At 60.6% G+C, this 22,982-nt stretch carries 20 protein-coding genes and 1 pseudogene; 15 read left to right on the top strand and 6 right to left on the bottom strand.

Annotated elements, in window-relative coordinates; translation table 11 throughout:
• The first annotated feature begins 18 nt into the window (after positions 1 to 18).
• The 8 genes from NKJ26_RS28865 to NKJ26_RS28830 all read left to right on the top strand — a co-directional run bounded on the left by NKJ26_RS28865 (position 19) and on the right by NKJ26_RS28830 (position 8,030).
• Positions 19 to 981 (top strand): TrbL/VirB6 family protein, encoded by a 963-nt coding sequence (locus NKJ26_RS28865; RefSeq protein ID WP_352698819.1) that lies wholly within the window; start codon positions 19 to 21, stop codon positions 979 to 981.
• A gap of 13 nt (positions 982 to 994) precedes the next feature.
• Positions 995 to 1,726: a VirB8 family type IV secretion system protein gene (locus NKJ26_RS28860; RefSeq protein WP_352698817.1), complete on the top strand. Its 732-nt coding sequence runs from the start codon at positions 995 to 997 to the stop codon at positions 1,724 to 1,726.
• A complete protein-coding gene (gene virB9 / locus NKJ26_RS28855; RefSeq protein ID WP_352698815.1) occupies positions 1,723 to 2,559 on the top strand; it encodes a P-type conjugative transfer protein VirB9 in 837 nt (278 codons plus the stop codon). The genes NKJ26_RS28860 and virB9 overlap by 4 nt, the downstream gene beginning before the upstream one ends.
• Before the next feature lie 7 nt (positions 2,560 to 2,566).
• Positions 2,567 to 3,901, top strand: a complete 1,335-nt coding sequence (gene virB10 / locus NKJ26_RS28850; RefSeq protein ID WP_352698813.1) for a type IV secretion system protein VirB10 — start codon at positions 2,567 to 2,569, stop codon at positions 3,899 to 3,901.
• Positions 3,867 to 4,913 carry a P-type DNA transfer ATPase VirB11 gene (virB11, locus tag NKJ26_RS28845; protein ID WP_352698811.1) on the top strand — a complete coding sequence of 349 codons (1,047 nt, stop codon included), beginning with the start codon at positions 3,867 to 3,869 and terminating at the stop codon, positions 4,911 to 4,913. Before virB10 ends, virB11 begins: the two co-directional genes overlap by 35 nt.
• 124 nt (positions 4,914 to 5,037) lie before the next feature.
• Complete coding sequence (locus NKJ26_RS28840; protein WP_352698809.1) at positions 5,038 to 7,209, top strand: type IV secretory system conjugative DNA transfer family protein; 2,172 nt, start codon at positions 5,038 to 5,040, stop codon at positions 7,207 to 7,209.
• 219 nt (positions 7,210 to 7,428) lie between these two features.
• Complete coding sequence (locus NKJ26_RS28835; protein WP_352698807.1) at positions 7,429 to 7,752, top strand: type II toxin-antitoxin system RelE/ParE family toxin; 324 nt, start codon at positions 7,429 to 7,431, stop codon at positions 7,750 to 7,752.
• Complete coding sequence (locus NKJ26_RS28830) at positions 7,749 to 8,030, top strand: helix-turn-helix domain-containing protein (RefSeq protein ID WP_006205593.1); 282 nt, start codon at positions 7,749 to 7,751, stop codon at positions 8,028 to 8,030. Before NKJ26_RS28835 ends, NKJ26_RS28830 begins: the two co-directional genes overlap by 4 nt.
• A gap of 131 nt (positions 8,031 to 8,161) precedes the next feature.
• On the opposite strand, the gene NKJ26_RS28825 is transcribed toward NKJ26_RS28830, so the two are convergent.
• From NKJ26_RS28825 to NKJ26_RS28815, 3 genes are read right to left on the bottom strand one after another with little or no spacing between them, the layout of a single operon-like run.
• The gene (locus tag NKJ26_RS28825; RefSeq protein ID WP_352698805.1) at positions 8,162 to 8,776 is read right to left on the bottom strand and encodes a hypothetical protein; all 615 of its coding nucleotides are present in this window, start codon (positions 8,774 to 8,776) and stop codon (positions 8,162 to 8,164) included.
• Complete coding sequence (locus tag NKJ26_RS28820; protein WP_352698803.1) at positions 8,773 to 10,428, bottom strand: relaxase/mobilization nuclease domain-containing protein; 1,656 nt, start codon at positions 10,426 to 10,428, stop codon at positions 8,773 to 8,775. The genes NKJ26_RS28825 and NKJ26_RS28820 overlap by 4 nt, the downstream gene beginning before the upstream one ends.
• Positions 10,425 to 10,835: a hypothetical protein gene (locus NKJ26_RS28815; protein ID WP_244493981.1), complete on the bottom strand. Its 411-nt coding sequence runs from the start codon at positions 10,833 to 10,835 to the stop codon at positions 10,425 to 10,427. The genes NKJ26_RS28820 and NKJ26_RS28815 overlap by 4 nt, the downstream gene beginning before the upstream one ends.
• Positions 10,836 to 11,160: 325 nt before the next feature.
• Between NKJ26_RS28815 and NKJ26_RS28810 the strand changes: the two genes are divergently transcribed.
• The 4 genes and pseudogenes from NKJ26_RS28810 to NKJ26_RS28795 all read left to right on the top strand — a co-directional run bounded on the left by NKJ26_RS28810 (position 11,161) and on the right by NKJ26_RS28795 (position 14,967).
• The gene (locus NKJ26_RS28810) at positions 11,161 to 11,853 is read left to right on the top strand and encodes a ParA family protein (protein WP_352698801.1); all 693 of its coding nucleotides are present in this window, start codon (positions 11,161 to 11,163) and stop codon (positions 11,851 to 11,853) included.
• On the top strand, positions 11,850 to 12,191 hold the full coding sequence (locus NKJ26_RS28805; RefSeq protein ID WP_352698800.1) for a hypothetical protein: 342 nt from the start codon (positions 11,850 to 11,852) through the stop codon (positions 12,189 to 12,191). Before NKJ26_RS28810 ends, NKJ26_RS28805 begins: the two co-directional genes overlap by 4 nt.
• Before the next feature lie 212 nt (positions 12,192 to 12,403).
• Complete coding sequence (locus tag NKJ26_RS28800) at positions 12,404 to 12,676, top strand: WGR domain-containing protein (RefSeq protein ID WP_023819768.1); 273 nt, start codon at positions 12,404 to 12,406, stop codon at positions 12,674 to 12,676.
• 636 nt (positions 12,677 to 13,312) lie between these two features.
• A pseudogene (locus NKJ26_RS28795) lies at positions 13,313 to 14,967 on the top strand (MFS transporter).
• Between the two features lie 352 nt (positions 14,968 to 15,319).
• Here NKJ26_RS28795 and NKJ26_RS28790 read toward each other — a convergent pair.
• On the bottom strand, positions 15,320 to 18,163 hold the full coding sequence (locus NKJ26_RS28790; protein ID WP_352698799.1) for a valine--tRNA ligase: 2,844 nt from the start codon (positions 18,161 to 18,163) through the stop codon (positions 15,320 to 15,322).
• A gap of 342 nt (positions 18,164 to 18,505) precedes the next feature.
• Entirely contained in the window at positions 18,506 to 18,892 is a 387-nt protein-coding gene (locus tag NKJ26_RS28785; RefSeq protein WP_502903224.1) for a hypothetical protein, read from the bottom strand.
• Between the two features lie 339 nt (positions 18,893 to 19,231).
• On the opposite strand from NKJ26_RS28785, the gene NKJ26_RS28780 reads away from it, so the two are divergent.
• The 3 genes from NKJ26_RS28780 (at position 19,232) to NKJ26_RS28770 (ending at position 22,329) form a co-directional block, all read left to right on the top strand.
• Positions 19,232 to 19,636, top strand: a complete 405-nt coding sequence (locus NKJ26_RS28780; protein WP_352698795.1) for a hypothetical protein — start codon at positions 19,232 to 19,234, stop codon at positions 19,634 to 19,636.
• 642 nt (positions 19,637 to 20,278) lie between these two features.
• Positions 20,279 to 20,800: a DUF309 domain-containing protein gene (locus NKJ26_RS28775; protein WP_352698793.1), complete on the top strand. Its 522-nt coding sequence runs from the start codon at positions 20,279 to 20,281 to the stop codon at positions 20,798 to 20,800.
• Between the two features lie 233 nt (positions 20,801 to 21,033).
• Entirely contained in the window at positions 21,034 to 22,329 is a 1,296-nt protein-coding gene (locus NKJ26_RS28770; RefSeq protein WP_352698792.1) for a DUF2130 domain-containing protein, read from the top strand.
• Between the two features lie 190 nt (positions 22,330 to 22,519).
• On the opposite strand, the gene NKJ26_RS28765 is transcribed toward NKJ26_RS28770, so the two are convergent.
• Positions 22,520 to 22,828 carry a DUF736 domain-containing protein gene (locus NKJ26_RS28765; RefSeq protein WP_023819777.1) on the bottom strand — a complete coding sequence of 103 codons (309 nt, stop codon included), beginning with the start codon at positions 22,826 to 22,828 and terminating at the stop codon, positions 22,520 to 22,522.
• Between the last annotated feature and the right edge of the window lie 154 nt (positions 22,829 to 22,982).

Below are 22,982 nucleotides of genomic sequence, written 5' to 3'. Positions count from 1 at the left end.
CTGACCGGCGGGGGACAGGTGGGCGTCGCCGGCCTGATGCTGACGCTGTACGTGATATTTTGGGCCATCAGCATCTGGCAGGGAACCTCGACCGGATCGGGAAAAGAGATGGTCTGGCGGCTGTTCCGCGCCTTCGTGATCTACGCTCTGGCGACGAGCTGGGGGGACTTTCAAACATATGCCTATTCGTTCGCGAATGAGACACCTTCCGCGATCGGGAACAGCCTTCTGACGAGCGTTTCGGCCAATGTGACCGGGACATCGGCCGGGCTGAACTCCGTCAACTCCGTGCAGACGGCCCTGCAAAACATCTGGGATTCGCTCGCCAATTCCACCTCCGCCTTTATCAAGAGCCTTGGCGTGTTGAACTTCGGCGGCTACGTACTGGCGGCGATCATCCTTGTCGTCGGCGCGCTGCTCATCGGCTATGCGATCTTCCTCATCATCCTGTCGAAGATCTTTCTTTGGCTTTTGCTGGCGCTCGCCCCAGTGTTCATCATTCTTATGCTGTTCGGCTATACGACCCGGTTCTTCGCCGGCTGGATAACCGCGATCGTGCAGTACATGAGCGTGCAGATTCTGGTCTACGCCTTCTGTGCCTTCTTCATCTCGATTACCCAGACCTATTTCGACGCGGTCAACCGGTCGAATGGTGCTGCGACAACGACCTTGACCGAAGCCGCGCCGCTGATCCTGATCTGCCTCCTCGGCGTGCTGCTGCTGTCGCAAATCACCAACGTTGCCGCCTCGCTCGCGGGCGGAATTGGTGTTGGAACGCCTTCGTTTGGGCGCTTCTACGGCGGCGCCTTCGCAGCGATGGGCCAAGCCGGTCAGCGCAGGCTGATGGGACGCTTGGGCTGGAGCACGCGGCAGGAACGCCTAGTGGGTCGCGAGCGGGCGCGCGTGAGCCTCGCACAGAGAAGGTATGAGGATTCAGCGGAATATGCACGGCTTTCCCGAAAGCTGACGGATCCCGCATAGGTTTGGGGCACCAATGAGCGATGTGAAGGAAAGCGCTGGGGGACCGGCGAAGGAAACCGAGTCTCCCTTGCCGTACTACGCGGATGCGGCAATCTGGGAAAAAGATATCGCGCGGCGCAATCGCTGGTCGCGATCTCTGGCGTGGTGTGTGGCAAGCGTCGCCTCGGTCATTGCCGTTGCAGCGGTGGGCGCGCTGATCCTTGCGCTGCCGCTCAAGACTTATGAGCCCTACATGGTGGTGGTCGACAAATCCACCGGGTTTGTCGAGGTCAAGCGGCCGCTGGCCGACGGGCCTTTGCAGCAGGACGAGTCGATGGGGATGTTCGATATCGTCCGTTATGTGAAGGCTCGCGAGACCTACGATCCGAAGGCGCTGAAGGACAACTTCGATCTCGCGCAATTGCTGAGCGCCGGCGATGCCTCGAGGGAGCTCGTCGAGCTTTTCAGCCCGGCAAACAAGGTGACGAACCCGGTCGTGCTCTATGGGCGAAACACCGTCGTGGCGGTGACCGTGAAGTCCGTGACATTTCCTAACCAGAGGACCGCCCTGGTCCGGTTCATGACGGAGGAAAAGAGCCAGGCGAACACCGTGCAGCGGCATTGGGTGTCGTTGATCCGGTTCCGCTACTCCGGCGTGCCGGCAAAAAACGAGATCCGCTTTCAAAATCCGCTCGGCTTCCAGGTGCTCGAATATCGGCGCGATCAGGAGACGGCGCCGGCACCCACCGCGGAGACACCGCAATGAAGGTCGCCGGCATCCTGATGGCAATCGGGCTCGGCGTTTGCGCGGTTCAGCCGGCCCTTGCCGAACAGACCCCTCGGGCGGGATCTCGTGACAGTCGCATTCGCTTCGTCTGGTATCAGAAGGACGATGTGGTGTCGGTGCCGGCCAGCTATGGCGCCTCGACCATGATCGAATTCGGCGATGACGAGAAAATCGAAACCCTCGGCGCTGGCGACGTCCCGGCCTGGAGCATCGAGCCCAACAAGAAGGGCAATGTGCTGTTTGTGAAGCCGATCGAGAAGAATGCGGGCGGGAATCTCAATGTCCTGACCAACAAGCGCAGCTATGTGTTCTTCCTCAACGGCGAGTTTCGGCCGGTTGCGCAACAGGTCTATGCGATCAAGTTCCGCTATCCCGAAGAGGTGTCGGACGCGGCGCTGATGGACGAAGCCCGGACCCGGGCGGCACAGCCGAACCGGCAGGGTTTCAAGGCCGAAAACGCCAACTCGTCCTATGCCTATAAGGGGTCGTCGGCAAATAAGCCGCTCGTGATCTACGACGACGGCGTGAAGACCTGGTTCCGCTTCGATCCGGCAAGGGAAGTGCCGGCGATCTATGTCGTCGACAGCGAGCGCAATGAGACGCTTGTGAATTATCGCCGCGAGGGCGCGTACATCGTCGTCGACAAGGTCAATTACCAGTGGACGCTGCGCAACGGCAACGAAGCAACCTGCGTCTTCAATCTGAGACTGAACAATGTGAACGAACCGACCGGGCTTGAACCTTACGAGCCGCAGCGTGTCGGCGGTGGGACTGTTCGGAAAGTGAGGGGGCCTGATGCCGTCTCCCAATGAGTACAGAATGCTCGCCGAGGAAGGCACGGCGGTCGCCCCGCCAAAATTCGGGGCGAGCACATTATTCAAGATCGTGGTACCGCTGGGTGCGGTGGTCTTCGCCGGCTGGATGATCTATGCGGCGACGCGTGTGCCAGACAAGCCGCTGTTGACGGCGTCGGATGGCGAGGAGTTTCACACCACACAGTTTCCCGCACCTGGGCTCGATACGCCGCGTCCCCAGCTTGATAACGGCACCCTTAAAATTCCGACGGCTCCCAAGGAGCCGCCGGCGGCGCCGGCACAGCCGCCGTCGACGGTCGAGGCTCCGCCTCCCCCTCCACCAGCCTTGCAACCGCCTGCAGCTCCACCACAGGTGCAGGATGATGCCGAGGCCCGTCGTCTGGCTGAGGAAGAACGGCGCAGGCAAGAAGAAGAGGAGCGCCGCAAATGGGAGCGCTTACGCGCCAAGCAGCTCGTCGTCGATAGCGGCAATGCGCCTGGCAGTACATCAGCGTTGGGCGGCAATGGTACGGATGCAGCGGCGGCCTTAAACGCGGGCGAGGGCGAGGAGGACCCCAATCGGCGTTTTTTGGCACGGGCGAGCCAGAGCGGAGCGGATACATCGAAGGCCACGATGAACCAGCGCACGGACGCTCTGGTCGCCCAAGGGACGATGATCAAAGGCGTGCTCGAGACCGCGATTCAGAGCGATCTTGCCGGTATGGTTCGGGCCGTCGTGTCGGAGGATGTGTGGTCGTTCGACGGTCGCAGGGTTTTGATCCCCGCTGGCTCCCGCCTTATCGGTGAATATCGCAGTGGCCTCGCAACCGGTCAAACGCGGGTGTTCATAGTGTGGACACGGCTTCTTCGATCGGACGGCATGTCGGTGCAGCTCGGTTCGACCGGCACCGACGAGCTCGGTCGCAGCGGTATGCCAGGCGAGGTGGACAACCATTATTTCGAGCGGTTCGGCTCGGCGATCCTTCTAAGTGTCGTGGGCGGTGCGACGCAATTCATCGCCAACCTTGGCAACGACCAGAATGGGGGGAACACCAACCAGACCTACACGGACCCGCAGACCGGACAGACGGTGACAGTCCAGACGCAGACCAACCAATACCTGCAGAGCGCCCGCCAGATCGGCGCGCAACAGGTCTCGCAAAGCCTCAACCGCATTGCCGAAGAGGCGCTTCGAAATTCGATCAATATCGCGCCCACGATCCATGTCGATCAGGGGTCGCGCATCATGGTGTTCGTCCGCCGGGACCTCGATTTTTCGGAGTTCTATCCGGACCCGGTACGCGAGGCGTTGAGGGAGATACGACGTGAGCGGGCAGCAAAGAACCGTCTTTCTCAATAAGGCGCTGGAGCCGGTGCGGCGCTGGCTCGACGACGATCGCGTGGTCGAAATCTGTGCAAACGGGCCTGGGCTTGTGTGGGTCGAAATTGTTGGCTCGACACATATGGAGCCCTTTGACGTCCCCGAGCTCGACCGCGCCGCGATCACCTACCTCATGGAGCGTATAGCGGCATCATCCTCGCAATCGATCAGCGAGGAAAATCCCTTGCTTTCGGCCGCCCTCCCCAGCGGCGAACGCTTCCAGGGCGTGCTTGCGCCGGCGACGCCGACAGGAGGCGCCTTCGCGATCCGCAAGCAGGTCGTGAAGGATATGCGCCTTGATGATTACCGGAAGCGGGGGTCGTTCGATACGATCTCCGTCCAGGATCCCGGCGAATTGAGCGAGGCCGACAGCGCCCTTTGCGAATATCTCGACGCCGGCAAGATCGAGGATTTCCTCCGCCTGGCCGTGCGGGAACGGTATTCGATCTTGCTTTCAGGAGGCACATCGTCGGGCAAAACGACGTTTCTGAATGCGATTTTGCACGAGGTGCCTTCGGATGAGCGGATCCTCACCATTGAGGATACGCGAGAGGTTAAACCACACCAGCCCAACTATCTGCCCCTCGTCGCATCAAAGGGCGACCAGGGCCTGGCGCACGTGACCGTTGAAACGCTGCTGCAAGCCGCCATGCGGTTGCGGCCGGATCGAATCTTCCTGGGCGAGATCCGGGGAGCGGAAGCCTATTCGTTCTTGCGCGCCGTCAACACAGGTCATCCCGGATCGATCACGACGATCCATGCGGACAGCCCGACCGGTGCGTTTGAGCAGCTAGCATTGATGGTCATGCAGGCTGGGCTCGGGCTGAGCAAGGCAGAGATCATCGATTACGTGCGGTCGGTCCTGCCGATTGTGATCCAACAAACGCGCCGGGGCGGCTGGCGCGGAACTTCGGCGATCTGGTTCAACCGCATGACCGAATGGAGAGCCGCCAGAAAGGTTCCCCAGAATGTCTCGCGTATTCGCTTATAGGCTTTTCCTCGGCCTCATCGGCCTCGCCGCCTTCTTCGCCCTTTGGAGCCTGGCCTACGAGCTGGTGGCGACATGGCGATGGACTCCCGCCCTCCCTTCGGAAGGCGCCTCGCGCTGGGGGCTTTTGCAGTACCAGAACGCGCAACGCAGCCTAAGCGGCCTGTTCGTTGCCTGGCAGCATTTCAGCCAGCGCCTGGCCTATCATCCCACGCAGGGCGAGACGATCATCCGGGGCGCGATCGCGGTCGCGGTTGTCGTGGCGATCGGCGTCGGCCTGGTCTTTGCAAGCCTGATCAACCGCAACCCAAAGCACTACGGCAATGCGCGGTTCGGCACGATCATGGACGCCGAAAGGAAAAACCTGCTGGCAAAGCAAGGCTTGATCCTCGGCAAGATGGGTGGGGCGACGATCCGCTCGGACGAGCCCGCGCACGTCTTGGTGGTCGGGCCGACCCGATCCGGCAAGGGCGTCAGCTTTGTCATTCCGAACGGTTACATGTGGCGGGGATCCTCGGTGTGGTTCGATCCGAAGCGGGAGAACTTCGAGGCGTTCGGTGCGCATCGGCAGGCTCTCGGCGATAAGGTCTTTTTCTTTTCGCCCGGCGAGCAGGATTCGCATCGCTATAATCCGCTGGATTTCATCCGGCGCGATGCGCGCATGCCGACGGACTGCGCGGTGGTCTCCTCCTTCATCATCCCTGAGGCGACAGGAAGTTCCGAGATCTGGGCGCGCGCCGGCCGGCAGCTGCTTTCGGCCATGATAGGCTATGTGCTGACGTCACCACGCTATGAGGGGCAGCGTCATTTGCGCGCCGTCGCGATGCTTCTTTCGACCGGCGTGGATTTTCTCAGGGTGCTGACGAATATCCGCAATGACGAGGAAAAATATCTGCCTTCGTGGGTCGTGCACGGGCTCAACCAGTTCATTGCGCTGGAAAAGGAAACGCGAAACTCAGCCTTCTTCAACCTGACGGCGGCTCTCAACCCCTGGACCAATGATCTCGTTGCAGCCGCTACGGCGTCGACCGATTTCGATATCTCGAAGTTTCGCAAGGACCCGACGGCTCTCTTCATCGGCTGCTCGGTGGCGCAGCTCGACGTGTTCCGGCCCATCATCAAACTCCTGGTTCAGCAAATCCATGATGTGCTGATGGCTTCCCCGCCAGGCCCGGACGAGCCCTATCAGGTCCTGGTGATGATCGACGAGTTTCGCCAGCTCGGCAAAATGGAGTCCATTGTTTCCAAGCTGGCGATCAACGCGGGCTATGGCTTTCGCATGGTCCTGATCCTGCAGGATCTTGCCCAGCTTGACGAAGTCTATGGAAAAGCGACGCGGCACACCACGGTGACCGCGTGTCAGGTGAAGCTTTTCATCCGCATGAACGACGTGGAGACCTCGGAACATGTCTCTGTAATGCTGGGACCGACCACGATCGAGGTGCCCACACCGATCATCAGGGCTGGTCAAGGTATATTTGGTGGCCGAGACAAGAGTTTAAGTTATCAGGAAAGGCCGTTCCGAACGGCGGCGGAGCTTCGGCAAATGCCGGCGAAGCAGGCCGTGGTTCTGGGCTCGAGCCCCCCTGGTTTCATGGTGCGCAAGATCACCTATTATAAGGACGCTCCCTATAAAGCGACCTACCAGGAATTTCGGCACCGACGCCTGAAAGTGCCGCCTCTCTCCCGATGGCAGGATCTTCCGCTGCGCTCCATGGCGGAGGTCGAAGCGGCGGCTAACAACGGGCCGGCCGCACCTTTCGAGTTGGGGGAACCCGATACCGTCGAAGCGCCGGTTTCGGGCGATACAGCGTATGCCGATGCGGCGCCGCCTGCGACTGCGGCTGAACGGGCTGATCCCGTCGCGTTAAAGCCAGTAAAGAGCGACAGCGCGGACGCACCACAGGTGCTGCCAAGCTCAGGCCTTCCAACGGTCGGTGAGGCTGAAGCAAAGAGCGAGGTCGCCGCTGAAGTTCCGGAGTTGAAGCCGAAGCGGGCCGATCAGACAGCTGATGATGCGCCGCAGCCGCTTCCCACCCTTGGCCGGCGATCGGCGCCGGCAGCATCAAAGACGTCCGACCCAAGTGCGTCTGAAGGCAAGGCGAGTGTCTTGCGATTCCAAGTCCGGCCGGGAAACAAGTCCACGTCGATCGCCGCACTGCTCGCATCGCTCGATCAGGAAGTAGAGGCCGGCGCTCGTTCCCTGTCACCGTCAGTGGATAGCGGAGATGTCGACGGGGGACCGTCAGCCGCTCTTCAGGCGCTGCAGGATCAAATTAGACGTCACGGCGATCGCTAGGACGTGAAATTCAGTTGAATACAAATGAGCGATTTGTGCCTTCGGTGCCTATGTCGCGTGTGAACAAGACGAAGCGTCCCTAGTCCGATGGCGTGCGCATCGAACCGTTTCGTTGCGCCTCCCGGTTCTTGGTGGGGACGTGAGCTGATTGCTGGTCCGTAAAACGGGATTGATTTTCACTCTACCCAACATGTATCAAAACCGATACAGTGCACCCCGATGAAGGTGATTGAATGGCTTGGAAGCAGCCGGGCGGATCTTCGAGCGTTTCCTGATGATGCGCGGATAGAGGCCGGCTGGCAGCTCGAACTTGTCCAGCGCGGCGACGATCCCGACGACTGGAAACCTCTGCAGATCGTGGGGGCCGGCGTCAGGGAAATCAGGGTTCGGGAGGCATCGGGAGCGTTTCGCGTCATCTATCTGGCGACCCTAGAGGACCGCGTTTTGGTGCTTCATGCGTTCCAGAAGAAGGCACAGGCCACATCCAAGAAAGACCTCGATCTGGCGGCTCAACGGCTAAAACGATGGAAGGCAGAACGATGAACGTAGAAATCTATGAGAACGTCTGGGATGCCCTGGCGGACACCGAACAGGAGGCAGCAAACCTTAAAGCGCGCTCGGCGCTGCTCTACGAAATCCGTAAGGCAGTCCAACGTTGGGGCATTCCCCAGGAGGAAGCCGCCAAGCGGCTCGGCCTGACGCGCCCTCGTATCAATGATCTGCTGCGCGGTAAGCTCGCCAAGTTCTCGCTTGACGCGCTCGTCAACATCGCCGCCTCCGCTCACCTGGATATAGAAATCCGGGTGAAGGAGGTTGCATAATCACGAGATGTCTAATCCTCGTCTTTCCTCGGAGTACATCCGCGTTTGGAGGCGAGCGTGTGCCGAACGGAGCCGCTGCAGCGTCCGGCTTAGGGAACAACGAGCCCACGCAGTGCTGCGTGGCGAGGCGACTACTGCTTTTGCGGCTTCTGTGAATCCGGCTCTTCGCCTTCGACTGGAGCGGTGTTGATGCTCCTCGACTGCAGGCGCTGCAGTTCTTCGAGCCGTTCGCCTTTGACGATCTCGGGATCAAGCCGCTCGTTAGGATTCTGTGCCAATGATCGCGCGGCTTCGCTTGCGGCTTGTGCCTCGCGCGCTTCCTTCGCGGCGATGCTTTCGGCGTTGCGCACCATTTCGCGGTCTTGCGCAACCTGCTCAAGCGAGGTCGGATCAGCCGATCCGGCTCGTTCGTCGCGGATCTCCTGCTCGATGGCGCGATTACGGATCTCACGAGCGCGATCGGCCTCAAGCCGCTCAGCGGCCTCGATCTCCTGGGCGCGATGGATCAAAGCTTCGGCGCGCGCGCCGGCAATCCGATGGGCCTGGTCTTCGCTGACATGCGTGACGCCGCCTTCCTGCAGCGATTTGAGATCCGTCCGGATCGCCAGCAGTTCCATGGTGGGCGCTGCGCGCCGTAAGAACTCCGCTTTCGTCTGGCCGTTCATCATGGCCGCTGTCTTGTTAACGGTCTCGTTGATCTGTTTTAGGTTTTCCCGCATCTGGTCCGCGGTGGCATCTGAACTCATTTGAACACCCTTTCCATCTCGAATAGCGACCACAACAGTACCGGATCAGCTTGCGTCATCCGAACAATGAATTGACTCGCTATCGCGTTATCCGGCCGGGAAGCAGCAACCGAGTGCCAGTCCCGAAGGCTTGCCTGGGTGGCCTGCAGCTGGCGCGCCGAAATCGGAATCTTTATCGGGTTGGCCCTCGCGTAGTCGATCCGCTGGCGGGCTTTCTCGATGACGTGCGGGTTTGCACGGGCGTAGGCGCGGTCACGCGCCTCCCTGCCCGGCCGCGGCTTTTCGGCCGTGGCCACAATCGCCTTGTCGCGCGGACCATAGCTTTGTGATGACGCTCGATAGGCCGCGGAGGTCGCGACGATTTTCATGCCCTGCGCTTGTGCGTGCTGGGCATAGAGCGCACGCCATTCGCGAAGCTGGGCCGGACCTGGTCGCAAGCGCTCACCGTCCTCACCCTTCACCGCAACGATGGCGTGGACATGAATATGACCGCCCTCCTCGGCCATGTCGGCATGCATGCCGAAGGCGAATTTGTGATTGGGGAACTGCTCATGCAGGAACCCACGTGCGGCCCTTACCAGAGCTTGCCTGTCCTCGCCCGCCTTGGCCGACAGGATCATGTGCATGGTGTCGCGAGGCTTGTAGGAATTCAGGGTCTTGTCCCAGGACTGCGCGGTCTGCCGAACCGCCTCCTCAGACGCGATCGCGGCGCCGTCGGCGCCGATCGCCGCTCCGTCATGGCTAAGGCGCGCGAGCTGGAACACGACACCGGCTTTGCCGTGGCTGGGCTCCCCAATTGGCTTCACCGAAACGGTATCCTCCTTGACCCCAAGCGCCTCGGAGATCCGCGAGGCGATCATGGCCCGGGTCGGTGCCGAGAACTGGCGATCCTGCTGGCGTCGATCCGAAAAGTGAAACCGATGCTTCACCTTGTCGTGCCCGTTCTCACCCCGCACGACGCTGTGTCCGGCCATGGTCGCGACGACGCGCGCGACGCTCGATCCGTCCTGCAGTGTGTCGATACGATAGGCGAAACCGTGGCCGGCGAAACCTGCCTGAACTGCCTGTGAAAGGCGCTCGGCATTCTCCTGCCCTCCCAGCGAAAGCCGAAACGTCGCCACATCCTCGCTCTCCCGCCGCTTGTCGAAACCCTTGCCCCACTGTTTCATTTCCTCGGCAACAGCTTCCTGCGTTGCCAGGATACGCGCGTCATGCGTCTCGAGCGCGACACCCTCCTTTTGGATATATTGACCGATGGCGGCTGCCCTTGTGACGCCATGCCCGTAGGAAATCACCTTCAGAACGGCCGGCTGATACCCGGCTGCCAGCCTGTCGGCGGCGGCCCTCGGCGCAGGTCCGCCGGCGAGCTTCCGTCGCTTCGCTGGCAGGGCGAGGTTTAGTCGCCCGGCTTTACCGCGCGGCGGCTCCAGCTCCCCGGGAGACGAGCGCGGCACGGCCGGTTCCGGTGGCTGGCTTGCCCCGAGACCGCCCTCCCCCTTCCGGCCGCGAACCGTCTTGAACAACCCATCATCGTCATTTCCAGCAAAGGACAACAGGGCCCGACGCCGGCACTTGCGGTTCTCTTCTTCAAAAGCCGCGCTCGCGCGAATCCGATCGGCTATGGCCTGTATGGAAGACTGGTCGAGGTTCACGCGCCCTCGCCATCCAGCAGATGCGCCGCCTTCCGAAGTTTCAGGCCATGGGCGATCGTCATCGCCGTCAATTCGGCGTCGACAGCTTTCACCCTCTCATCCAGCGCTTCCCATATCGGCAACGCCGCCTCCATGGGGGCAGCGTGGCCGGAATGAATGGCATGGAGAAGCTGGCTGAGGTTTCGGCCGACCATCCGAACTTGTGAGGCCAACGCCGCGACAGTGCGTGAATTCTCAGCTGACAGAGCGGGACCGACATCCAGGCTGGCCCGGATAATGCGCCGCAACGTCTCCGCTCGGTCAAGCTGGAACACCTTGCAGGCCTCATCCAGGAGCGCGCCCGCCTCCGGCCCAATATCGATCCGGGAGCGCTTTCGGGTGTCCTTGTGGGCGGCGCTGGTGTCCAAAAATTCCTCGCTATGGCGGATGGGCCTCACGTCGAAGACGGTCCAGGTCGAAGCGAAGCGACGACCTGCTCAGCCAATTTGGACCCAAATTGCGTATCTTGTCAATTCAATACGAAACATTATACTGACTCATTGACACATTAATGCAGAGCCGATCATGCATCCTGGGATATTGCACCGATGTGCAAATTCATATTTATCACACAGGCACTTATGCGCCTCGGCACTTTGTTGCATCGGCGCATAGTCATAATGCAAGAAGTCACTTTGGCGCCAAATCGCCTATGCGCCTTGACGCCAAGGTACGCAACATTGGGAAAAAACAATGCCGGAACAACGCGCGGTGCAAATCACAGTGGCCTCTCCCAAAGGCGGGGTCGGCAAGACCATGACCACCATCCTGCTCGCTGGCGAGTTCGCCGCCGCCGGTCATCGGGTGACGGTGCTCGACACCGATCCGCAACTGTCCGCGCTGGAGTGGAGCAAAAACAGTCGCCGCGCCGGGTACGCGCTTTCAAACATCGACGTCATCCCCATCAGCTCGACCGAAGAACTGATCGATCGCCTGGCGCAAGCCGACGCCGAGGACCTGCTGCTGGTCGATGTCCAAGGCACGGCCGTGGCTGCACTCGGCCCGGCTGTCGCCAACGCCGACTTCGTGCTGATTCCGACGAAAGCGCACGTCTTCGATGTCAAGCAGTGCCTCGGTCTGATCCGGCACATCCGCTCACTTGGAGGGCGCCACCGCGAAATTCCCTACGCGGTGATGCTCAACATGGTTTCGGGGATCGAACACAACACGATGGCCTTCCGCACGGCGATCCAGCTGCTGCGGCAGGCCAACGCCAGCGTGCTTGAGACCTTTTTGTCGCAACGGCCGACCTTCGCCTCAATCGCAACCGCCGGGACGCTTTACGAAGTCCAGCCTGTGAACAAGGCCGTCGAGGACGCTCGCGACCAGACGAATGCCCTGACCGCCGAGATCATCCGCAAACTGAACGGAGCCACCCCGCAATGAATGAGAAAAGCGATCGGACCGCAAACCAATTGCCGCTGCCTGCCTTGAAACCCCGCGCCCGTTCGGATGATCCGTTCTCGCGCAACATGGCTGCCATAGTGGAATCCAGCATCAGCGAAACCGACAGGCTGGAGCAGCAGACGAGAACCCGGTCTGCCAGAGCGGCGAAAGCGAAGCTCGAAAGGCCAAAGGCAGACGGCGAGACAGCCCGGCTGCACACACGCATTCCGGTCTCGCAGATGATCGAGCTGCAGGTCCATTGCGCGCGCAATAGAACAACCATGCAGGAGGTGGTGCAGGGCCTGATAACGGAATTCCTTGCCGGGCACCCGAAGTAGCCGGACGCGCTATCAGCGTCGATTTTCGTACGACCCACCGCCCAGGACTATGGCCCAACGAGGATTGGCTACATCTCTTCGGGGAAGGCCATCAAGGACGGTGCTGAACGACTGACGTTCGGTTCCATCCATCACCAGAGTGAATCGATCCGCGTCCGCTGATTCAAACCATTCATTGGACGCGCGCGTCCGGCTGCGCGATTCTGTCCGCAATGATCGCGCAGCTCTATCGCCTCTGTATCGAACGCCGCGACGCGGATCGGAACATGGCGCGCTTCTATGCACTGTCGATCGAGGAGACCCTGTTCGGCCAGACCTGCCTGGTCCGGCGTTGGGGCCGGATCGGAACCACCGGCCGCACGGTACAGCACTCCTTTGATACCGAGGGCGAAGCCGTCGCCCTTTTCCTCGAGCTGCTGCGCGCCAAGCGGATGCGCGGCTATCAGCCGCGATCCGCCCGACGCGCAGAAGCGATCCCGTCTTGACAGGTAGCCGGTAGAGCGACGGGAGCCATTTTTTGGAACAAAGTCGCTTCGTGTACCGGGCGCGGGCGCGATGTCGCCATGGCAAGCGTTCGCGCCAGAAGTTCAAAGCCGCGTCCATAACATTCAACAATGAAAGCCAGTGTCATGAGATCGAGCAGAAAGTCGTCGATCGCATGTGTGAGCGCATCGGACCTTTGTTCGAATTGAAGTAGCAAGGCGCGCGCCTCTTGGATCGCGGCCCGACAATCGCCTGCGTCTATCAGGGAATCGATCCTGTCAAAGATCTGCAAGCGTCCTCACTCTCCCAAGCCACACTCAACGCATCGAACGCGTTGGTGAGCGAGCTTTCAGCGAAAAAACAGGGTAGCGTTTCGCGAAAAGGCATCGCTCAGCAAAGTGCCCGTTGATGAAGCATGGCGCGTCAAACGACAAGCATGAATCCGGGCTTCACCCAGGTGATGTCGTCGAAGGCGAGTGAGCTGGCCCACGTCTGCGTCTCGGCCGCCCGACCACTGGTCAGGAGCAACTGTGGCCACATTTGTCGGAGGCAAATGGGTTCCATCTATTCTTCCAGCCGCCACGGTTCAGCCTAGATTACATGGGAAACGGCAATAACGGAAAGCAAAGGTTCGCAAAATGAGTAGGGTGGCTGGATCAAACGAAGATTTGGCTGCACCAACGACCTTTGGGCCACTTTTGCAGCCGACCTTTCGTTCGATCTGGCTCGCCACCCAGGTCTCTTCTCTCGGCTGGTTGATGCAGACTGTCGCCATCAGCTGGCTGATGGCGACGATCTCGACTTCCGATCTGATGGTTGCGCTGGTGCAGGCTTCATCGAACCTGCCCGCCTTCGTCTTGTCTGTCTTCGCCGGAGTTCTCGCCGACAATTTCAGCCGGCGCCGGGTCATATTCGCCGGTCGCTGTCTTATGGTGATTGCCTCCGCGATGCTGACCGCGTCCGTGGCGCTGGGCTTTGTCAATCCGTGGATGATCCTCGGCTTCAGCTTTTTGATCGCATCTGGTGGCGCTCTCAACGATCCCGCCTGGCAAGCGTCTGTCGGTGATATCGTGGACCGACGCGATGTTCCCGCTGCCGTCACCCTGCTTTCTGTTGGCTTCAACACCGTCCGGACCGTGGGCCCGGCACTCGGCGGCATCGTGGTTGCCTCGTTTGGCCTTATGATGGCTTTCGCCGTGACCACGCTCACCTACCTGGTCCCTCTGGCCACCATATGGCGCTGCAAGTGGAAGGTTCGTTCTTCGCCTCTGCCGCGTGAGCCGATGAGGACGGCGATCTATGACGGGCTGCGCTTCACCGCGATGTCATCGGAAATCAAGGCGGCGATCGCGCGCGGAACCCTCTTTGGCTTGGCGAGCATCGCCATACTCGCGCTGCTGCCGGTGGTTGTCCGCGATCAGCTGGGAGGAGGCCCGCTCGCCTATGGCGCGCTCATGGCCGGCTTCGGCACCGGAGCCGTCTTCGCTGGCCTCTCCAACAGCCTGTTCAGACGGAGCTTGTCGCAGGAGCGACTGATGAGGCTCTCCTGCGTCGCCTGCGCGGCGTGCTCACTTTCCCTGGCACTGACAACTTTGATCGGGGTGGCGGCAATTGCACTCGCTTTGGGCGGCGCCGGCTGGGTCACCGCCTGGTCAGGGGTCGGTGTGAGCGTGCAGCTGGCAAGCCCGCGCTGGGTCGTGGGGCGCACCATCTCGATCTACTATGCTTTGATAGATGGTGGCATCGCGCTCGGCAGCTGGGTGTGGGGCACGGTGGCCGAAAACCATTCGCTGGCCCTGGCGCTGGAGGGTTCCGCTGCCTCCCTGATGTTCGTCGCTGCAGCCGGCGTTCTGTTTCCTCTTCGCGAGCGCCGCGACTCAGAGCCCGATCCTCTGGAGGAATTCGATGCCCCGGCTGTCGCGCTCAACCTGAAGCCGAGAAGCGGCCCGATCGTGGTCAAGGTCGAATATCTGATAGCCGAGAGAGATCTCGAGGCTTTCCTCGACCTCATGCGGCAGCGGCGTCATGTACACAGCCGGGTCGGTGCGCGGAACTGACGCTCCAGCGCAACTTGCAGAAGCCTATGCATTGGACGGAAACGTTCCGCACGCCGACCTGGACGGACTACCTTCGCCTCAATCATCGTCTGACGGAAGTGGACAAGGAACTGGACGAGCGTGTCTTCCAGTTGCACGCGGGAGAGGAAGCGCCTCAGATGACACTTTCCATGGAGCGACCGACAAGCTCGGCCCGCAAGCCCGAGCACTCAGTTTATCGCCATCCCCGTCATTGAAGCCCGGCCGGCACATATCTTGGGCATCAGCGATCGCTTACCTGTCGCGCTCAAATGGTGCGGGGCGGAGGCGGACGAGCCACCAAGATTCGATGGTCAGTGGCGGAGAAGAACAATAGGCTGCGAGTGCGATCGATCGGCCCCCGCCTTGAAGAGCATCGACAGCCGAGCCGCCGCGAGTTGTTTCTAAAACACGACTGCAGAGGACATATCGACTGCTCCAGGATTGAAGCTGCCGTGTCGAACTGTCCATGACAAACGAAGGAAAAACCGCTTGTTTCTGCTGGCGGAGCCTGGGACCCAACAGCACGCGACTATCGCCGCGTGCCGAGCCTGAGTTTGAAGGTCTTCATCAGCCCGCGTCGCTGATCCGGGCCAGCGCAAGCTTGAGGCTGGCATTTTGTCCCTTCAGATCGCCGAGACGCTCACGTTCGGCGGCCACCACATCTGGATTCGCGTTGGCAACGAACTTTTCGTTCGAAAGCTTGCCGCAAATACGAGCGGTCTCCTGCTCGGTTTTTGCAATCGCCTTCTCCAGACGCGCCTTTTCGGCAGATAGGTCGATCAGGCTGCCAAGCGGCAGGCAGATCGTCGCCTCGTTGAGCACGATCTGCGCCGAGCCCTTCGGGGCTGTATCGGCGAGCGAGATGTCGCCGACCCGCGCCAGCCGCTTGATCGCCGAATCCTCGCGAACCAGCCGCTCACGCGTCACATCGTTGGCGCCAACCACGACCAGCGGCGCGATCGCCGCCGGCGGCACGTTCATCTCCGAACGCACCGAGCGGATGCCGGAGACGAGATCGACCAGCCAGTTGATGTCCGCGGCCGCATCCGCGTCCTCGAAGTCCGGCGACGGCCATGCGGCATGGCAAAGCAGCGAGCCGCGCTCCTTGTCCTCGCCCGCCGTCTGCGCCCACAATTCTTCCGTCATGAACGGCATCATCGGGTGCAAGAGCTTGTAGATCTCGTCGAGAACGAAGGCGACGCAGGCACGGCTTTCGGCCTTGGCCGCCTCATCCGTGCCCATGAACACCGGCTTCAACAGTTCCAGGTACCAGTCGCAGAAAAGGTTCCAGATGAAGCGGTAGGCTGCGCCCGCCGCCTCGTTGAAGCGGTATGAGGTGATGCCGTCGGTGATCTCGCGCGCCGCCCGCGTCAGCTCGGTCAGGATCCAGCGGTTGACCGCCAGCTTGGCATCGTTGAGCCAGAAATCGTCGTTGCGTGAGACTTCGTTCATCTCGGCAAAGCGCGTCGCATTCCACAGCTTGGTGCCAAAGTTGCGATAGCCGGCGATGCGCGCCGGATCGAGCTTCACGTCGCGCCCTTGCGCCGCCATCATCGTCAAGGTGAAGCGCAGCGCGTCGGCGCCGTATTCGTCGATGAGATCGAGCGGATCGATGACGTTGCCTTTCGACTTCGACATCTTCTGCCCGTTCTTGTCGCGCACCAGCGCATGGATATAGACCGTCTCGAAAGGCTCGATAGGTCTGCCATTCTCGTCCTTCATGAAGTGCAGACCCATCTGCATCATGCGAACGACCCAGAAGGGGATGATATCGAAGCCGGTGACGAGCACGTTGGTCGGATAATAGCGTGCGAGTTCCGGAGTTTGATCCGGCCAGCCGAGCGTCGAGAACGGCCACAGCGCCGACGAGAACCAGGTGTCGAGCACGTCTTCGTCACGCGTCAGGATTTCGCCGGGCTGGAAATTCTCGAGCTTGTCCTCGACCCAGGCCTTCCACGGCCCTTCCAGCGCCAGATAATATTCGATCGCCGCCTGCAGCGCCTCTTCCTCGGACTTCTCGACGAAGACGTGGCCATCCGGTCCGTACCATGCCGGGATCTGGTGACCCCACCAAAGCTGGCGGGAAATGCACCACGGCTCTATGTTTTCCAGCCAGTTGAAATAGGTGTTCTCCCAGTTGCGCGGTACGAACCTGGTTCTTCCTTCGCGCACCGATTCGAGGGCAGGCTTCCCCAAAGTCTTGTTGTCGACGAACCACTGTTCCGTCAGCCTGGGCTCGATCGGCACGCCGCCGCGGTCGCCATGCGGAACCGTGTGCTTATGCGGCTCGACCTTGTCCAGCAGGCCCGCCTCTTCGAAGATGCGCACGATGATCTTGCGAGCCTCGAAACGGTCCTTGCCTTCCAGTTCTTCCCAGGCGCCATGCAGGGCGGCGGGACGATCGAGACCTTCGAGGAAATCCTCATTGTCCTTGATGGTGATGCGCGCATCAGGCGTCAGGACGTTGACGACACGCAGGCGCCGCCGCTTGCCGACATCGAAGTCGTTGAAATCATGCGCCGGGGTCATCTTCACCGCGCCCGTTCCGGCCGTTGGATCCGGATATTCATCGGCGACGATCGGGATGCGGCGGCCGACGATCGGCAGGATCACATGCTTGCCGACGATTGCCTTGTAGCGCTCGTCGTCCGGATTAACCGCAACGCCGGTATCGCCGAGCATCGTCTCAGGACGGGTGGTGGCGACGACGAGATAGTCGCGCGTCTCCCACTCCGTGGGCTTGCCGTCTTCGTCGAAAGCAACCGGGTGCTGGTAGGTGATGCCTGGCTCCAGTGGGTAGCGCAGATACCACAGGTTCCCGTGAACCTCGAGCTGTTCGACTTCGATATCCGAAATCGCGGTCAGCATCTTCGGATCCCAGTTGACCAGTCGCTTGTCGCGATAGATCAGGCCTTGCCTGTAGAGCGTGACGAAGACCTCCAGAACGGCCTTCGACAGGCCCTCATCCATGGTGAAGCGTTCGCGCGACCAGTCGCAGGATGCGCCGAGACGCTTGAGTTGCTGGAAAATCACGCCGCCCGATTCCGCCTTCCACTCCCACACCTTCTCGATGAAGGCTTCGCGGCCCATGCTATGGCGATCCGGCAGCTGCCTTTCGGCCAGCCGACGCTCAACCACCATCTGAGTGGCGATGCCGGCATGATCCATGCCCGGCTGCCAGAACACATCCTTGCCGCGCATCCGCTCGAACCGCACCATGATGTCCTGCAGCGTGTTGTTCAGCGCATGCCCCATGTGCAACGAACCGGTGACGTTCGGCGGGGGGATGACGATCGTGAAGGTTTCCGCGCCCGGCCTGGCGTTCGCACCGGCGCGAAAAGCGTCGGCCACATCCCATTTTTGGGCGATCTTCGGTTCGACCGTGGCGGCATCATAGATTTTGTCGAGCATTTTGAGGAATTTTCTTCTCTGGCAATTTTTGGTGCACCAAGGCGCACCAACTGGGTGAGCACGAGTTCTTGGTACGCGATTAGGCTACGTTGACCAAGTGGATTGAACGAGCCGCTGGCGGGGCGTGAAAGGCGAGGTCGCATAACATGCTCCTGCCTGAAAAGGTCAGCCAGATTTGGGCTATTCTCAATCGAAGCGACCCAGCTGCTGCTCCACAATCAACGCCATCGGGAGACCTTTGGACTATATGGCCAGCTCCATCGTGCGCTTACACCGCAGCCATCCGGTCCTGTGTGAGCCGAGGAGCAATTTGGCCGCCGGGTACGAGCAGCGCTGAGCCGGCTAGAAACGGGCGAAGTGACCTGAGCTCCGAAGCTTGGCTAGCAGGATGCTGGCCGTTGCGCGGTGGTCAACCCTCGCTTGCTCACGCAGCGGAGACGCATTCCAGGCAGCCAATTCCGCCACCAAAAGCGCGGTATCTTCGTTGATCGGTGCGCATCTAAGTTGTCCGTTCTTCTCCATCACGATTATCGCAGTGCCGGTTACGCCATATCCAATCGCAGCCATCCGCTGTACGCAGACATCGCCGTCGACGCGAACATCGAACAGAACCGACCCTGCGGTTTTTTCCGCGGCGTCAGCCACACGATCACAGAACGGTCGATTGAGGCCCTCGATATTGCCGAGCGACTGCTCAAACAAGGCCAATTCAACATGCTCCGCCACCATGGTGGCGAGAGTGCGCGCCGGCTGGCGCAATCGGCAAGACACCAGCGCTGATTATCCACATACCAGCCCAACTCTCCGGCCCTTTCATGGGGCACGCCTCGGCGCGAAAGCACCGTCTTGCCTGCGGCTGAGAGAAGGAACTGCTCGACATGCCCTCGCATCAAGGCCCACGACAATCCTGTCGCCACCCTCTCTTGCCGGACTGTTTCGTTTTCCTCGCATGAGCGGAGGCGATTGAATATTTGACAAACCCGTTGGCGGCTTCGACCGCATGCATGCGGCTCCAGGATGACAATTAGACTTCGCTAATATATGCTATGCGGCATGTGGGGGGATGTCATGAGACAGCCACGAAGACGGATCGCGCTGGCGTGGCTTGTCTTAACTGGCAATGCGGATGCTCACGATTGGTACACCGGCAAAAAAGACCCGGTCCTGCTCTATGATTGCTGCGGCAACAAAGATTGCCATCCGATAGAGCCTCGCGATGTCAGGGAGACGAAAGACGGCTATTACGTCAGCCTGCCTCGCCCTTCCTATCTGAATGAGCCACAAGAGCCAGAGTGGTTTATCCCTAGGGAGCGTGTCCAAGCCTCCCCCGATGATTCCTACCATCTCTGTGAGCAATTGATGACGTTCTATCGAACGATCATTCCGCATATGAAGTTCGAGGCCTACCATAGGTTCAGATGGACGTGTTTCTTCGCGCCCAAGGGCACGAGTTCAATCGAGCAAGGCCGGTAGAGGTTCTTCACCGAGCCTGGTCCCGTTCCACCGGATGAACGCCTTGTCAAAATATAATCGCGTCAGCGGAAGTTAAATTTCGACTGTTTCGGCTTGCCGCAAATTAGGGTCTCGGTGGCATAACTCGGGCATGACTTTCGGGGTACTGGCAGGAAGACTGATGCGCGGGCGTGGATGGATCAAGGCGTTGCGTCAGGACGATGCCCGACAGGTGCGTGCGCACATTGCCGAACTTCAGCGCAACCTCATTGCGACCACACCTCAGGGACGCCATCGACGTTTCGAAGCCGGGAACGAACTTCGCATTGCGAAATTCCGCCTGAAGCGTCTCGAGGAGTGTATCGCCGGAATAGCGGAGAAATGTGGGGGTTGATGAGATGCTCTCGAAGTTGCCGCGCGGTACGGCCGGGCTGTGCGTCGGGGCTGTCACAAGGCCAGCCGTCTGACGCCGCTCGGTCGGGAGCGCCCTTTCAAGCTGCGCTGGGCGGCAGACGCGCAGGCACACGAGACTGCCTGGAGACAACCCGCAAGAGGTTCCTGTTCCATAGTACCGGACGAGGGGCGACCGGCCTGCGGGCTCCGCCCGTCGCGGCCAAATCACCTATATCGTAATTGATTGCCAAGTGACAAAATGCGTCTTTGATGGCTATTGGTTCGACGTTGCGCCCGCGCTGGCTACCGGAAAAGAATTTTCCGTCCTATGCGTATCTTCCCGGCCGGCAGCCGCATCCCGTGCGCGATCCTGCAGGACACAGCTATCACAGCGAAGCAATTCATATTGCTGAAGAGGCGTCGCTTGACTCGGACATGTTCCTCTGGGGTATCGACCTCTTCAATCATGGCTATTACTGGGAAGCCCATGAGGCTTGGGAAGGTCTTTGGCAGGTTGCAGATCGAGGCGCTCCGCTTCGGATGCTCTTCAAGGGATTGATCCTGCTATCGGCGGCCGGCGTGAAGATCCGCGAGGGCAAGCATGCGGCGGCGGTGCGTCATGCCGGACGCGCCGCGGCGCTCCTTCGTCGGCTGATGAACGCGCCGGATCGCGCCTTCGAATGCGCGCTCGGCATGTCACTCACGGCGCTGGCCGAACAGGCCGAAGCCGCAGCAAGGATTCCGGCAGCCTTGCAGGCGACAGCGCTGGGTCAGCCTCCAAGCCGTGTTTGATTTCATTCTCGGGTCACGTTCCGGCGGAATGCCGATGAGATCGCAAAAGAGAAACAGTCATTCGTAGAAGACGGCGGATTCACCGTGCCGTTTTGCCGGGAATTCGACGACGAAATCGGCGTTCCGTCCTTACGCTGGGGATAACACCCTTGTTCGCTCTTTGTTCTTTTCCAAAAAAGAGCGGTAATATATAGTCTGAAACTACATCAGCCCTCAGTGAGTCAGCGCGCCAAATGACTGTGCAGCCCAGGATTCTCAATGAACCGACAATCAGCTGCCCGAGCTGCAAAACGGAGATCAAGCTCAACGAGTCGCTCGCGGCGCCGCTGATTGCCGCGACTCGCGAGGACTATGAACGGCGTTTGGAGCAGAGCAACGCGTCCATGGCGGCCCGGGAGGAAAAGCTTAAACGCGAGCAGGCCGCGATGGACGCCGACAAAGAGGACATCGGCAACCAGGTCGCTGAGCAAATCAAGCTTGAGCGTGCCGCAATCGCGGTCGAGGAAGCACGCAAGGCAAAATTGCTGCTTTCGGTAGACCTGGAGGACAGGGATAACAAGCTTGCCGAGCTGGAGGCGACGTTGAAGGCGCGCGACGAAAAGCTCGCCGAGGCCCAGCAGCAACAGGCGGAATTTCTCAAACAGCAGCGTGCGCTTGACGATGAAAAGCGCGAGATGGCGCTGACCATCGAAAGGAAGATCCAGGAAGGATTGGACGCCGTTCGCGTAAAGGCGAGGTCCGAAGCCGAAGACGGGCTCAAAATGAAGGTTGCCGAAAAAGAAGAACAGATCGCCGGCATGCAGCGCCAGATCGAGGAGCTGAAGCGCCGTGCGGAACAGGGGTCTCAGCAGCTGCAGGGCGAGGTCCTCGAGCTTGAGCTCGAGTCTCTCATTGCCAGCCGGTTCCCGATGGACACCATCGAACCGGTCGCCAAGGGCGAGTTCGGCGGAGATGTCCTACACCGCGTGGTCGGACCCGCCGGCCAGCCATGCGGCGCCATTTTATGGGAATCGAAACGCACCAAGAACTGGAGCCAGGGCTGGCTTGGGAAACTCAGAGGAGATCAACGAGCCGCGAAAGCGGATATTGCGCTGATGATCTCGGAAGCGTTGCCTCCCGGCGTGGAAACCTTCGATCTTGTGGACGGAGTTTATGTCGCCCATCCCAAGTGTGCGATCCCGATCGCCATCATGCTTCGGCAATCCCTGATCGAGCTTGCCAACTCCCGCCTCGCCCAGGACGGCCAGGCCACCAAAATGGAACAGGTCTACGGCTATCTGACCGGTCCGCGCTTCCGCCACCGTGTCGAGGCGATCGTGGAGAAATTCTCGGATATGCAGGAGGACCTCGCCAAGGAACGCAAGGTCACAACACGCCTGTGGGCCAAGCGCGAGGCGCAGATCCAAGGGGTGATCGAGTCGACTGTCGGCATGTATGGTGACTTGCAGGGTATCGCGGGAAAAGTGATGCAGGAGATTGAGGGGCTGGATGTGCTGGCGCTTGAAGCCTCTTCGCCTGAAACTGAATAGGAGGCCTTCGGGTCGGCCAAGGCGATCAGGACTCCTCAAAACGACTGAGCCCAACTGAGACGCCACCAAAAGACGGGATCCGAGTCCCTGCTCCGCAGCCATCGCTTCCTCACGCTTTCTCGTTCCGCCTGCGGCTTGGTTTGGGAACAGCCGAAGGCCCCGCCTTGCGGCGGAGCCCTCGTCGAGGCGATCAGTCCCGGTTGGGGCGAGACCAGATCAGCTGCAGGCCTTCCTCTCCTTCCACCTCGATCAGGGTGGCGTAGATCGGAGCGGGGAAGCTCGGGTCGTCCAGCTTGACCGAGAGATAGTCGCGGCCCTCGTTGGAGACCTTCTGCCAGGCGGCTCCGAGATCGACGCTACCCGAGTAGACGCGGAAGTGGGGGCCTTTGTCGGAAGGGTTCTCGACGCGGATCAGCTTGGCTTTGACGTTGAGGTTGAGGGTTTTGATGGCTCCGGAAAAGCCGTTGCCGTTTGAGGTGAATGTGCCGATGGTAGCCATTTGTCGTCTCCGTGAGTTTCTCGGGCCGCGACCACCGCGACCTCGATGGCGGTCGATGGACCGGAGGCGATCGGCCCGCACCCACCGGGGTCCCCATAAACCGGGGGGCAAAGGGGGGGGGGTTAGGGCCCCAACACAATGAAAGGGGGCCCCC

The sequence above is a fragment of the Mesorhizobium sp. M0152 genome (assembly GCF_040322415.1).
Taxonomy (GTDB): domain Bacteria; phylum Pseudomonadota; class Alphaproteobacteria; order Rhizobiales; family Rhizobiaceae; genus Mesorhizobium.
The sequence above is the reverse complement of the archived record's forward strand: the minus strand, read 5'-3'. Positions and strand labels throughout refer to the sequence as shown.

Excerpts from the sequence above, each read along its gene's own strand:
- NKJ26_RS28860 (WP_352698817.1), top strand. The coding sequence starts at position 995 with ATGAGCGATGTGAAGGAAAGCGCTGGGGGACCGGCGAAGGAAACCGAG.
- NKJ26_RS28770 (WP_352698792.1), top strand. The coding sequence starts at position 21,034 with ATGACTGTGCAGCCCAGGATTCTCAATGAACCGACAATCAGCTGCCCG.
- NKJ26_RS28810 (WP_352698801.1), top strand. The coding sequence starts at position 11,161 with ATGCCGGAACAACGCGCGGTGCAAATCACAGTGGCCTCTCCCAAAGGC.
- NKJ26_RS28790 (WP_352698799.1), bottom strand. The coding sequence starts at position 18,163 with ATGCTCGACAAAATCTATGATGCCGCCACGGTCGAACCGAAGATCGCC.
- virB9 (WP_352698815.1), top strand. The coding sequence starts at position 1,723 with ATGAAGGTCGCCGGCATCCTGATGGCAATCGGGCTCGGCGTTTGCGCG.
- NKJ26_RS28775 (WP_352698793.1), top strand. The coding sequence starts at position 20,279 with ATGGCTATTGGTTCGACGTTGCGCCCGCGCTGGCTACCGGAAAAGAAT.
- NKJ26_RS28765 (WP_023819777.1), bottom strand. The coding sequence starts at position 22,828 with ATGGCTACCATCGGCACATTCACCTCAAACGGCAACGGCTTTTCCGGA.
- virB10 (WP_352698813.1), top strand. The coding sequence starts at position 2,567 with ATGCTCGCCGAGGAAGGCACGGCGGTCGCCCCGCCAAAATTCGGGGCG.
- NKJ26_RS28805 (WP_352698800.1), top strand. The coding sequence starts at position 11,850 with ATGAATGAGAAAAGCGATCGGACCGCAAACCAATTGCCGCTGCCTGCC.
- NKJ26_RS28835 (WP_352698807.1), top strand. The coding sequence starts at position 7,429 with ATGAAGGTGATTGAATGGCTTGGAAGCAGCCGGGCGGATCTTCGAGCG.
- NKJ26_RS28830 (WP_006205593.1), top strand. The coding sequence starts at position 7,749 with ATGAACGTAGAAATCTATGAGAACGTCTGGGATGCCCTGGCGGACACC.
- NKJ26_RS28800 (WP_023819768.1), top strand. The coding sequence starts at position 12,404 with ATGATCGCGCAGCTCTATCGCCTCTGTATCGAACGCCGCGACGCGGAT.
- NKJ26_RS28825 (WP_352698805.1), bottom strand. The coding sequence starts at position 8,776 with ATGAGTTCAGATGCCACCGCGGACCAGATGCGGGAAAACCTAAAACAG.
- NKJ26_RS28785 (WP_502903224.1), bottom strand. The coding sequence starts at position 18,892 with ATGGTGGCGGAGCATGTTGAATTGGCCTTGTTTGAGCAGTCGCTCGGC.
- NKJ26_RS28780 (WP_352698795.1), top strand. The coding sequence starts at position 19,232 with ATGAGACAGCCACGAAGACGGATCGCGCTGGCGTGGCTTGTCTTAACT.